The sequence below is a fragment of the Hansschlegelia zhihuaiae genome, assembly GCF_004103825.1.
GTDB lineage: Bacteria > Pseudomonadota > Alphaproteobacteria > Rhizobiales > Methylopilaceae > Methylopila > Methylopila zhihuaiae.
Map to the genome: position 1 here is coordinate 30,788 of NZ_RYFI01000005.1, position 10,704 is coordinate 41,491.

At 70.9% G+C, this 10,704-nt stretch carries 12 protein-coding genes; 4 read left to right on the plus strand and 8 right to left on the minus strand.

Annotated elements, in window-relative coordinates; all coding sequences use genetic code 11:
* Positions 1–38 precede the first annotated feature (38 nt).
* On the minus strand, positions 39–329 hold the full coding sequence (locus EK403_RS06735) for a GIY-YIG nuclease family protein (RefSeq protein ID WP_128776890.1): 291 nt from the start codon (positions 327–329) through the stop codon (positions 39–41).
* 1,152 nt (positions 330–1,481) lie between these two features.
* Here EK403_RS06735 and EK403_RS06740 point away from each other — a divergent pair.
* Positions 1,482–1,925: a DUF3617 domain-containing protein gene (locus EK403_RS06740; protein ID WP_128776739.1), complete on the plus strand. Its 444-nt coding sequence runs from the start codon at positions 1,482–1,484 to the stop codon at positions 1,923–1,925.
* Between the two features lie 120 nt (positions 1,926–2,045).
* On the opposite strand, the gene EK403_RS06745 is transcribed toward EK403_RS06740, so the two are convergent.
* Positions 2,046–2,957, minus strand: a complete 912-nt coding sequence (locus EK403_RS06745; protein WP_245479551.1) for a DMT family transporter — start codon at positions 2,955–2,957, stop codon at positions 2,046–2,048.
* Between the two features lie 151 nt (positions 2,958–3,108).
* Complete coding sequence (locus tag EK403_RS06750) at positions 3,109–3,636, minus strand: hypothetical protein (RefSeq protein WP_128776741.1); 528 nt, start codon at positions 3,634–3,636, stop codon at positions 3,109–3,111.
* Between the two features lie 144 nt (positions 3,637–3,780).
* Between EK403_RS06750 and dmeF the strand changes: the two genes are divergently transcribed.
* Positions 3,781–4,761: a CDF family Co(II)/Ni(II) efflux transporter DmeF gene (gene dmeF / locus EK403_RS06755; protein WP_128776742.1), complete on the plus strand. Its 981-nt coding sequence runs from the start codon at positions 3,781–3,783 to the stop codon at positions 4,759–4,761.
* 128 nt (positions 4,762–4,889) lie between these two features.
* On the opposite strand, the gene EK403_RS06760 is transcribed toward dmeF, so the two are convergent.
* The 4 genes from EK403_RS06760 to EK403_RS06775 form a co-directional block, all read right to left on the minus strand.
* Entirely contained in the window at positions 4,890–6,260 is a 1,371-nt protein-coding gene (locus EK403_RS06760; RefSeq protein WP_128776743.1) for a glutamate--cysteine ligase, read from the minus strand.
* 168 nt (positions 6,261–6,428) lie between these two features.
* Positions 6,429–7,112 carry a L,D-transpeptidase gene (locus tag EK403_RS06765; RefSeq protein WP_128776744.1) on the minus strand — a complete coding sequence of 228 codons (684 nt, stop codon included), beginning with the start codon at positions 7,110–7,112 and terminating at the stop codon, positions 6,429–6,431.
* A gap of 130 nt (positions 7,113–7,242) precedes the next feature.
* A complete protein-coding gene (locus EK403_RS06770) occupies positions 7,243–7,995 on the minus strand; it encodes a L,D-transpeptidase (RefSeq protein ID WP_128776745.1) in 753 nt (250 codons plus the stop codon).
* Positions 7,996–8,204: 209 nt separating this feature from the next.
* The gene (locus EK403_RS06775; protein WP_128776746.1) at positions 8,205–8,954 is read right to left on the minus strand and encodes a 16S rRNA (uracil(1498)-N(3))-methyltransferase; all 750 of its coding nucleotides are present in this window, start codon (positions 8,952–8,954) and stop codon (positions 8,205–8,207) included.
* Positions 8,955–9,262: 308 nt separating this feature from the next.
* Here EK403_RS06775 and ubiA point away from each other — a divergent pair, with 308 nt between their 5' ends.
* Together ubiA and EK403_RS22260 are read left to right on the plus strand one after the other, a co-directional pair.
* On the plus strand, positions 9,263–10,198 hold the full coding sequence (gene ubiA, locus EK403_RS06780) for a 4-hydroxybenzoate octaprenyltransferase (protein WP_128776747.1): 936 nt from the start codon (positions 9,263–9,265) through the stop codon (positions 10,196–10,198).
* Positions 10,199–10,212: 14 nt separating this feature from the next.
* The gene (locus EK403_RS22260; protein WP_164919523.1) at positions 10,213–10,353 is read left to right on the plus strand and encodes a hypothetical protein; all 141 of its coding nucleotides are present in this window, start codon (positions 10,213–10,215) and stop codon (positions 10,351–10,353) included.
* Positions 10,354–10,362: 9 nt separating this feature from the next.
* Here the strand turns inward: EK403_RS22260 and EK403_RS06785 are convergent.
* On the minus strand, positions 10,363–10,704 hold a 342-nt coding region (locus EK403_RS06785), incomplete at its 5' end, for a DUF6101 family protein (protein WP_245479552.1).

Consider the following 10,704-nt stretch of genomic DNA (forward strand, 5'->3'; position numbering starts at 1 on the left):
CGGAGCACGTGACGGGCGGTGGGGGGCCTTCGGCCAACCTACCGGACGATGTCGTCCCATAGGTCCCGCCAGTCGGGATTTGTCTCACGGATCAGGCGGACCTTTCGCGCGCGGGTCCAGTGCTTGAGGGCCTTCTCGCGCGCGATCGCTGCGACGATGGCGTCATGCGTCTCGAACCAGACGAGGGTCTTCACGCCGTAGCGCCTGGTGAAGCCCTCGGCGGCGCCGCTGCGGTGCTCGAAGACGCGGCGGACGAGGTCGCTCGTCACGCCGACATAGAGGACGCCGTTCGGTCCGCTCGCCATGATGTAGACGAAGGCGCTGAGCATGGCGGCGAGGGTGCGGCCGGGCGGCGCAGCGCGCAAGGGCGACGGGCGTTGGCGCGTTCGGCGCCTTGCGTTCGAAGTCGTGGATACTCGCCTTCGGCGGGCATGAGGGCGGTGGTTCGGGCGGCAGGTCCGCGGGGCCGGAGCAGGCGGAGCGGCCGCCGCCCCCTCCCCGTCATGCCCGCGCGGAGCGCGGGTATCCACGACTTTCTAGGGCCGCGCGCTCGGCCGACGGGCGTGGTCCGCGGGTCGTCGGCAAGCGACGCGTCCCACGCCCCAAGTCGTGGATACCCGGCCTTTGGCCGGGCATGACGGCGGAGCGGTCCGGGCGCCGGAACCCAGTACTGTGAAAATATTCCTTGACGTCGCGCGCCGTCCGTGCTCTCCTCGCCGCATCCCGTCCCACGGGAAGGCATGACCGGCGCCGGTCGGCCATGCGGGGCGGGGGCGGCGCCTGCGGCGCGGGGCGGACGGAGCCCCTCGTCCCGGGACGCCGGACCGCGGCGCGGCGGCTTTTCGTCCGCGGCCTTCCGCGTCCCGGTCAGGGGCGCGGGGGCCAGGGCGGGGATCGCGGCGCTCATGACCGCCCGTCCGGCACTATGACCGGGCCGCGCCATCGAGGCGCCCTAAGGCGGCGGGCGGCGACGGTCTTTTGGGCTTTAGCGGCGACCCGACAGGGTTTTCGCGAAGAGCCCGGCCGGCGCCGCGTCAGGGTCCCACGGGGCCTCCGCCGCCGGAGCAGCGGTCCGCAGGGTCCGGCGCGAAATCGCCGCGCGCAGGGCGCCGGGCGACCGGATGAGCCGAGACTGACGGCATGTGGTGGCCCGGCGCCCTCGCGCCTTTCCACTGAGGCTTGTCGCGCGACCAGAGCGGAGCCGAGGCGACGACCCGAGCGGGGCCGGCGGACGGAGCGGCGCGCCTTCTCCCTCCCCTTGCAAAGGGGAGGGTGGCCCTCGCGCCAGCGAGGGTCGGGTGGGGATCGCCCAGGATCGAGCCACATGCTCCAAGCCCCCTCCCGACCTCGCCTTCGGCTCGGCCACCTCCCCGCTGCCGCGGGGCAGGGAGAAGGGCGGCCGACCTTTAAATCGCCGTGTTGCGCGCGAGATAATCCGTGGGGCTCGAGGCCGCGCCTGCGGCCGGAAAGCGAATGATCGGGTGTCTTCCAGTCGGACTGCGCGTTGGATACTGGCCGCCGTCGCGGCCGCCGGCGCATATGCGCCTGCATGGGCGGCCGAGCTGCCGGACCGCACGCCCGGCCTCTGGGAGACCCGCGCGCTGATCGACGGGCGCTACCGGGTGGTGCGGCGCTGCTTCAAGCAGGGCGAGCGCTCGGCCTTCATCGACGCGGTCGGGGTCGGGGCGTGCTCGGCCTCCGCGCAGAAGACCATTTTCGGCGGCTGGATGATGCAGGCCGACTGCCGCACCCCGAAGGCGCTGCTCAGCGGAAAACTGCTGGTCTCGGGGGATTTCGGCGCGGAGCTGCAGGGCCGCGTGGTGACGAGCGTAACGCCCGCCGCCGGCGGCCCGGTGGTGAAGCGCACCGCCATGACGTTCTCGAGCCGCCGGTTGGGGGAGTGCGCGACGACGCCGAGGGGGTGAGGACTCCCGCCGTCATCGCCGGGCTCGACCCGGCGATCCATCATTGGCCCAAGAGTCTTCGCTTAGGAGATGGATGCCCGGGTCAAGCCCGGGCAAGACGGTGAAGGATGATGGGCGCCCTCAGCCCCGCTTCCGCGCCAGCCCCAGCACCACGACATTGCCGGCCGCGACCAGCGCGAGGCCGAGGATCGACAGCGCGGTCCAATGGTAGTCCTCGAAGACGCTGGAGATCGCGAGCGCGACCACCGGGAACAGCACGGTGGCGAAGCCCGCGCGGCCCGGGCCGATGCGCTTGATGAGCGACAGATAGGCGATGAAGGCGACGGCGGAGGAGCCGATCGCAAGCCAGAGCAGCGAGGCGACGTAAGGAACCCGGAAGTCGAACGCGAACTCCGCCCCGGTCGCGAGCGACAGCGCGAGCAGCCAGACGGCACCGTAGCTCATGCCCCAGGCCGTCGCGGCGTAGTCGCTGACGCCTTCGGACTGCACGACGCTCGAGGCCATGTTGCCGAGGCAGAACGAGAGCGTGCCGCCGAGCGCGAGCGCGAGCCCGCCGGCGGCCGCGAGGTCGAAGCCGGTCCCGGCGATCTCGGGCGCGTAGAGCGCCGCGACGCCTGCGACGCCGAGCGCCGCCCCGCCCAGCACCCGCGGCTCGACTTGCTTGCGGAAGAGGAGCGCCGACAGGCCGAGATTGATCGGCGAAGCGAGCGCGAACACGACCGCGAGCAGCCCGGTCGGGACGTGGCGGCCGGCGAGATAGAACAGCAGGAAGTTGGTCGAAAACATCAGCACGCCTACGAGGGCGAACATCAGGTGCAGCCGCGCCGGGAACGCCATGCGCTCGCACCGGATGAGCGCGAGGCCCATGCAGATCGACGCCGCCAGCACGAAGCGCCACAGCAGCGAGACGACGGGAGTCACGACGCCGAGCTGGTGGTGGATCGCGATCCAGCTCGTGCCCCAGACCAGGATCAGCGTGGCGTAGAGCGCCGCGCCCTTCGGGTCGAGCGAGGACGTCGTCGCGTGGGGCATGGGGGGCGCGGGATGCGCGAGGCTGCGTGGCATCGGGGGGCGGACCTCGGAACTCTGTCGAGGCTGGCCCTTCTCGCGCCGGGCGGAGCCCGAGACAAGCGAGGATCCGTGATGCGAGCGATCGCGGCGGCTGATGGGTCGGAGACGCACCCTACTGGAGCGGCGGGCAGTTCTGTGGCGGCGCCACCCGGACGCTCTGGCCGCCGCCCGGGCTGGTCCAGATGTCATTGTTGTTCGAGATGCGGCCTTCGAGGATCTGGCAGAAATGGTCGCGCTGAAGGTCGGAGACGATCCTCATGCCGTTGAATTTCGTCGCCTTGCCCTGCACCGCCCACAGGCCGACGCCCTGGAAGCGGGAGCAGAACTGGTTGTTCGCGTCGCATACGATGTTGCAGTAGGCATAGAGGCCGGCGCGGCTGCGGGGCCTGCCTTCGTAATACTCCCACATATGGCTGATCTGCCCCGTGAAGGGGTTGCGGGTCTGGTTGAACCAGACGCCGTGGATCCGCCGCATCAGGTTTTCGTTGCGGTCGTCCTCGATCTTCCGATAGCCGCGGGTCGCGGTCTTGTTCACCGAGCCGTTGGCGTTGAGGCAGAAGTCCTCGCGCGCCGCGGCCGGCCCCGGCGCGAGCGCGCCGAGCAGCAGCGTCGACGCGGCGCATAGGATGATCCGGCGCATGAGCGGGCGTCCCTTCGGGAGCGGAGCAGGCCGGCGGCGAGTAAAGCACCGGCGGCGGGGCCGACAAATTCGGGAAAACGCTTACATATCGATGCGCGCAGCGGCGGAGTGGACGTCGCGCGGACTGGACGCGGAAGGAGCGCCATGCACCGGACAGCAGCCGCCGGCCCCCAGGCCCGCTTCGAGCACGACCACCGATTCCTCGGCGCGGATCATGCCGCCAACGCCCGCCGCACCACGATCGTGGTCGCGGTGACCGCGGCCGCCATGGTGGTGGAGATCGTCGCCGGCTGGGCCTACGGCTCGATGGCGCTGCTCGCCGACGGCTTCCACATGGCGACGCATGCGGGCGCGATCGGGGTCGCGGCGCTCGCCTACCAGGTCGCGGCGCGCCGCGCCGCCGACCCGCGGCTCGCCTTGGGCGCGGGCAAGGTCGGCGACCTCGCCGGCTTCGGCAACGCGATCGTTCTTGGCGTGATCGCGCTGTTGATCGCCTGGGAGTCGGTCGGCCGGCTCGCCGCGCCGCAGCCGGTCGCCTATGCCGAGGCGCTGGTGGTCGCGGTGCTGGGGCTCGCGGTCAACGTGGTCTGCGCGATCGTGCTCGGCGGCGACCATTCTCACGACCACGACCACGACCACGACCATGGGCATTCGCACGCGCACGGCCACGACCACAGCGACCACAGCGACCACAATCTGCGCGGCGCCTATCTGCACGTGCTGGCCGACGCGCTGACCTCGGTGGTGGCGATCGTCGGCCTCGCGGCCGGCTGGTCGCTCGGCTGGACCTGGATGGACCCGGCGGTCGGCGTGCTCGGCGCGATCATGATCGCCTCATGGTCGGTCTCGCTCATCCGCGCCGCCGGGCGCACGCTGGTCGACGCCCCTCCCGACGAGGCGCTCGAGCGCGCGGTCCGCGAGCGTCTCGAGACCGGCGACGTGACGCTCTGCGACCTGCATCTGTGGCGCGTGGGTCCCGGCCATGTCGCGGCGATCATCTCGCTCGTGACCCACGAGCCGCAGCCGCCGTCGGCCTACAAAGCCAAGCTCGCGGGGCTCGCCGAGCTCAGCCATGTCACCGTGGAGGTGAATCGCTGCCCCGGCGGCGGCTGCGAGGCGGCCTGAAGGGCAAGCGCAGCCGTCATCCCGGCCGAGCGAAGCGAGAGCCGGGATCGTCGGCCGCGGTTTCCGATCGCTTTATCCGGAAGACGATCCCGGATCGCGCCGCGGCGCGTCCGGGATGACGGCCCGCGTCAGTAGGCCAGTTCCTCGAACACCGGGTCGACCGAGCCGCCCCAGGGGCCTGCGAACTTCGCGAGCAGCCGGTCCGACAGGCTCTCGCCGCTCTCGGCGATCTCGAGCAGCGGCTTCAGGTGAATGGTCTCGTCCTCGCCGAGCCAGTTGGGACGCGCGCGGCGCCTGAGGCCGGCTTCGGCGAGCGCGAGCGTCTCGCGGGCGACGTCGAGAACCTGCCGGCCCCTGATCTCGGCTTTCAGGCCGAGCCGGGGAACGTCGTCGCGCAGGGCCTGACGCTCCTCTGCGGTCCAGTCCTTCACGAGTTCCCAGGCGCCGTCGAGCGCCTCGGCGTCGTAGAGCAGCCCGGTCCAGAGGGCCGGCAGGGCGCAGGTCAGGCTGCGCGGGCCGGAGTCGGCGCCCCGCATCTCGATGAAGCGCTTAAGGCGGACCTCGGGGAAGATCGTGGTGAGGTGGTTGGCCCAGTCCGCGACCGTGGCGCGCTCGCCGGGGAGCTCCGCCAGCGTTCCGGCCATCAGGTCGCGGAACGACGAGCCCGCCACGTCGTGATAGCGCTGGTCGCGCTTGACGAAATAGAGCGGCACATCGAGCGCATAGTCGACGTAACGCTCGAACCCCATGCCGTCGTCGAACGCCCAGGGCAGCATGCCGGCGCGCGAATTGTCGACGTCGCGCCAATATTCCGAGCGCATCGACTGGAAGCCGTTGGGCTTGCCCTCGGTGAAGGGCGAATTCGCGAACAACGCGGTCGCGACCGGCTGCAGCGCGAGCCCGACCCGCATCTTCGTGACCATGTCGGCTTCGCTTGAGAAGTCGAGATTCACCTGCACGGTCGCGGTCTTGTACATCATGTCGAGGCCGTGCCGACCGGTCTTGGGCAGGTAGCGCGACATGATCGCGTAGCGCAGCTTCGGCATCACCGGGGTTTCGGCGAGCGTCCATTTGGGGCTGAGCCCGAGCCCGAGGAAGCCGACGCCAAGCGGCTCCGCCACCTCCCTGACCTGCGCGAGATGCGCGTAGAATTCCGAGCAGGTCTGGTGAAGGGTCGCGAGCGGCGCGCCCGACAGCTCGAACTGGCCGCCGGGCTCCAGGCTGATCGCGCCGCCGCCGGTGACGTCGTAGAGCCCGATGATGCGGCCGCCGTCGCCGATCGGCTCCCAGCCGAGCAGCCCCTGCATGCCTTCCAGCAACGCCCTTATGCCGGCCGGGCCGTCATACTCGACGGGCGACAGGTCGGCCCGGCGGAACGGAAACTTCTCGTGCTCGGTTCCGATGCGGAACGCCTCGACCGGCTTGCAGCCCTCCTCGAGCCACGCGACGAGTTCGTCCCGCGAAGTGACGGGCGTCGAGTCGATCTGGTCGCGGGCCATGCGGGGTATCTCGTCGGCGGGAAACGCCGCCGTCAGTTAGGCGGTCGCGAGGGAGGCGTCCAGAGGCGCGGTCTTTGGCCTGAGGCGGGCCCCTTCCGCATTCGGACGGGAAGCGGCGCTTCCGTCCCCCTCTCTCGCTTGCGGGAGACGGGGACCGGCGCCTTGCGATCACGCCCGAACGATCACGTCGGCTCCGACCTCGGCGCGGTCGTAAAGGTCGATGACGTCGTGGTTGAACATCCGCACGCAGCCCGACGACATCGCGAGGCCGATCGACTTCGGATAATTGGTGCCGTGGATGCGGTAGGACGAGTCACGGCCGCCCTGATAGAGATACATGGCGCGGGCCCCGAGCGGATTGTCGAGGCCGCCGGGCATGCCGCCGGCGTAAGGGCCGTTGGTCTTCGGGTCGCGCTTGATCATCTCGGGCGTCGGGGTCCAGCGCGGCCATTTGGACTTGCGGGCGATCTTCGACCGGCCCGACCATTCGAAGCCCTCGCGGCCGACGCCGATGCCGTAGCGGATCGCGGAGCCCCCGCTCTCGACCAGGTAGAGCCTGCGCTTGGAGGTCTCGACCACGATCGTGCCCGGCTTCTCGCCGGTCGTGTTGGCGACGCGGCGGCGCAGCACGGTCGGCTCGACATTGCCCATCTTGAGCGCCGGAAGCGGATGCTCCTCGTCGGGCTTCGGCCCGTAGATCTTCGAATAGCTGAACCCGGAATCGCCGAAGTCGTCGAACATGCCGCCCATATTGGGCATGGCGCAGGCGCCGAGCGCGAGCGGCATTCCGGCCACCAGGGCGCGACGGGACAGGCGGAGAACGGCCGGCGCCGGGACTGCGTCAGTGGTCATGTAGGTTTTCCATTGCGACGAACGAGCGAAGGCCGGGCCGCCGCGAGGACGACCCGGCCTTGGCGCGCCGGACGGCGAAGCGTCCGGCGCTGGACCCGCTCTCCCCCGAGGCGGGCCCGGACCTCATGGCTCACGAACGGACCACGACCTTGGTGCCGAGCGGGACCCGCTCGTAAAGGTCGATCACGTCCTGGTTGAGCATCCGAATGCAGCCGGACGACACGGCCTTGCCGATCGAATAGGGCTCGATCGTGCCGTGGATCCGGAACAGCGTGTCCTTGTCGCCCTGCCACAGCGCCATGGAGCGCGCGCCGAGCGGATTGGTGGGGCCGCCGGGCATGCCGTCGGCATAGGGCCGCGCCTTGGGATCGCGCGCCACCATCTCGGCCGGCGGGTGCCAGTCGGGCCATTCGAGCTTGCGGCGGACATAGGCCTGGCCGGACCAGGCGAAGCCCTCGCGGCCAACGCCGACGCCGTAGCGGATCGCGGTGCCGTCGTCCTGCACGAGGTAGAGATGCCGCTCATGCGGGTCGATCACGATCGTGCCGGGGGCTTCGCCCGTGGTGTTGGGCACGGTCTGCTTAAGGAAGCGCGGATCGATCTTCTCGGTGTTGACCGCGCGGATCGGGAACGGCTCCTCGGAGCTCAAGCCATCGCCGTAGCGGCTGGTGTTGTCGAGATCGCCGACCACCGGCTGGGAGCTCGGCAGCGGCGCCGGAGCGAACGCCATGGCGGGCTGGGGCGCGGCGGCGGACGGCGGCAGCGGCCGGGAGGTGACGCAGGCCGCGAGCGCCAGCGGCAGCAGAGCGACCAGGGCGCCTCGCGCCAGGATCTGGAAAGGGGATCTGCGATCACGAAGACTGGAAAGCAACGCTGTCGACATGGGCGTGTTCGCGACTCGAGTAGGGCCGCGTCGCGCCTGCGACGGAGCCGGCGATTAAGGCTATACGCCGCCCCGCGCGGCCGCGGGATGGCGACTTCATGACGGCGCGGCGATCCTGCCGCGGTGCGGCATTTCGGCAACGGCGCTCCGCGCCGGGCCTGCCCGATGCATTCCGCCGGAAGTCTCGGACCGACATGGTTAACGGTCGGTCAACGGCCCTCGACCCAGTCGCCCGCGATCGCCTGAACGATGGCGAGCGCCGCGACCGCCGCCGTGTCGGCGCGGAGGATTCGGGGGCCGAGCCCGATCCTCACCGCCGCCGAATGGGCGAGCAGCGCCGCCCGCTCCTCCGGGTCGAAGCCGCCCTCGGGGCCGACCAGCACGCCGATCGGCCGCCCGGCGACCAGAGCGAGCGCCGCCGTCGCGCTCTCCATGCCGGCGTCCTCGTCGCAGAACAGCAGGGGCTCGTCCGCCGGCCAGCCCGCGAGCGCGGCGTCGAGCCGGATGGGCTCGTCGACGACGGGGATCGCCAGCACGCCGCATTGCTCCGCGGCCTCGACGACGTTGGCGCGCATCCGCTCGAGATTGACGCGCGCGACCTGGGTGCGCCGGGTGACGACCGGCGTCAGCCGCCCTGCGCCCATCTCGACGGCCTTCTGGACCATGTAGTCGAGCCGCGCATGCTTCAGCGGCGCGAACAGCAGCCGGACGTTGGGGAGCGGCGTCTGCTCGCGCTCACGCGTCGCCACGGAGAGGACGACGCGCTTCTTCGCGACCGACGCGACCGTCGCGCGCCACTCCCCGTCGCGGCCGTTGAACACCAGCAGGCCGTCGCCCTCGACCATGCGCAGGACGTTGCGCAGATAGTTCGCGGGCGCGCCCTCAAGCGCGAGCTCGCCGCCTTCGGCGAGATCAGGTTCGACGAACAGGCGGGTGGCGGAGAAGTCGTAGGCGGACATAGGGGTTCGGGCGTCCTTTGGCTCATTCCAAGGCGAGGGAACCTCGCACGAGCGTCCTGCGTGCTTCGAGACGCCGTCCTCCGGACGGCTCCTCAGCATGAGGACGGTTTGGCCTCCGGCATCCTCTCCGTCGCCTCATGCTGAGGAGCCCGCGTCAGCGAGCGTCTCGAAGCACGCAGGACGCCGATCCCATAGCGGCCTGACCAAGCGACCTCTACGCCGGACATGGGTGATCCGGTCAAGCCGGACCATGACGGCCCATCGAACAGCTTGACCCCGCACCTGGGATGGCGTCGCCTTGTCCGGCCATGACCCTCCCCCCCTCCTCCGGCGCCGTCGCCGACGCGCTGCCCTCGAACTGGGTCGACCGCCGCGCGCCCGCGGCCTGGCGGCCTTATCTGAGGCTCGCCCGGGCCGACCGGCCGATCGGGGCCTGGCTGCTGTTCTGGCCCTGCGCCTGGTCGAGCGCGCTCGCCGCGGTCGCTTCCGGCGCCGCCCTCCCGAATCTCTGGCATCTGGCGCTGTTCGCGGTCGGCTCGGTCGCGATGAGGGGCGCAGGCTGCACCTATAACGATCTCGTCGACCGCGACATCGACGCCAAGGTCGCCCGCACGCGGTCGCGTCCCCTGCCCTCCGGCCAGGTCACTCCGAAGGGCGCGGCGCTGTTGCTCGCCGCCCTGCTCGCGGTGGGGCTCGCGGTGCTGCTGTCGCTGCCGCCCTTCGCGATCCTGGTCGGGCTCGGCTCGGTCGTGCCGGTCGCGCTCTACCCCTTCATGAAGCGGATCACCTGGTGGCCGCAGGCGATGCTCGGCGTGTGCTTCGGCTGGGGCGCGCTGATGGGTTGGGCGGCCGTCTTCGGGCGCCTCGACTGGGCGCCGGTCGCGCTGCACGGCGCGGCGTTCCTCTGGATCATCGGCTACGACACGATTTACGCCCATCAGGACAAGGAGGACGACGCGCTGGTCGGGATCGGCTCCACGGCTCTGCTGTTCGGCGACCGGACGCGGCCGATCCTCGCCGGCTTCTATGCGGGCGCTGCGGGACTGCTCGGCGTCGCGGTCCATCTCGCGGGCGGCGGGCCGATCGCCTATCTGGGAGCTGCGACCTTCGCCGCGCATTGCGCCTGGCAGGTCGCGCGCCTCGACACCGCGGACGCCGGGCTTTGCCTGAGGCTCTTCAAGTCGAACAGCTGGGCGGGCGCGCTGGTATTCGCCTTCCTGTGCGCCGACGTGCTTCTCAAATGAACGGGGGGAACCGGATGACCGAGAACGACGCTCCCGTGAAGGACCCAGTCAGCCCGAGCCACAAACACTTCGTGCTGACCCAGGCGAGCCTGAGACTCTGGCTCATGGCCGCGGCGGTGGTCGCGCTTGGGCTCTGGCTGGCCCTGGAGTTTTGAAGGACGGCGTTAGTTCCGTGCGATGATCTCGCGTTCGCCGGCGTGGACCTTCGTGTCGGGAGTCAGCTCACCCGTCCGGCGCTTCGCCTGGAAGCGGGTGCGGCGGCCCTTCAGGAAGCCGCGGCCGCGGCGCGGCTTAGGGCGGCCGACCTTGAGGGCGCCGATCCGCGCGCTCGTGGTCCGGCGCGTGCCGTCGAGCTCCTCGATGAGGAGCGGCAGTTCGAGGGCTCGCGACCAGGACGTCCATTCGGCGATTCCGTCGCCGTCCGGGGCCGAGGCGGCGAGCGGCACGTCGAGCGCGCGGTCGCGGTGGGCGAGCACGATTTCGAGCCGGTCCGAGTCGGGGGCCGG

Excerpts from the sequence above, each read along its gene's own strand:
- EK403_RS06735 (WP_128776890.1), bottom strand. The coding sequence starts at position 329 with ATGCTCAGCGCCTTCGTCTACATCATGGCGAGCGGACCGAACGGCGTC.
- EK403_RS06745 (WP_245479551.1), bottom strand. The coding sequence starts at position 2,957 with ATGCCCCACGCGACGACGTCCTCGCTCGACCCGAAGGGCGCGGCGCTC.
- EK403_RS06750 (WP_128776741.1), bottom strand. The coding sequence starts at position 3,636 with ATGCGCCGGATCATCCTATGCGCCGCGTCGACGCTGCTGCTCGGCGCG.
- dmeF (WP_128776742.1), top strand. The coding sequence starts at position 3,781 with ATGCACCGGACAGCAGCCGCCGGCCCCCAGGCCCGCTTCGAGCACGAC.
- EK403_RS06760 (WP_128776743.1), bottom strand. The coding sequence starts at position 6,260 with ATGGCCCGCGACCAGATCGACTCGACGCCCGTCACTTCGCGGGACGAA.
- EK403_RS06765 (WP_128776744.1), bottom strand. The coding sequence starts at position 7,112 with ATGACCACTGACGCAGTCCCGGCGCCGGCCGTTCTCCGCCTGTCCCGT.
- EK403_RS06770 (WP_128776745.1), bottom strand. The coding sequence starts at position 7,995 with ATGTCGACAGCGTTGCTTTCCAGTCTTCGTGATCGCAGATCCCCTTTC.
- EK403_RS06775 (WP_128776746.1), bottom strand. The coding sequence starts at position 8,954 with ATGTCCGCCTACGACTTCTCCGCCACCCGCCTGTTCGTCGAACCTGAT.
- ubiA (WP_128776747.1), top strand. The coding sequence starts at position 9,263 with ATGACCCTCCCCCCCTCCTCCGGCGCCGTCGCCGACGCGCTGCCCTCG.
- EK403_RS22260 (WP_164919523.1), top strand. The coding sequence starts at position 10,213 with ATGACCGAGAACGACGCTCCCGTGAAGGACCCAGTCAGCCCGAGCCAC.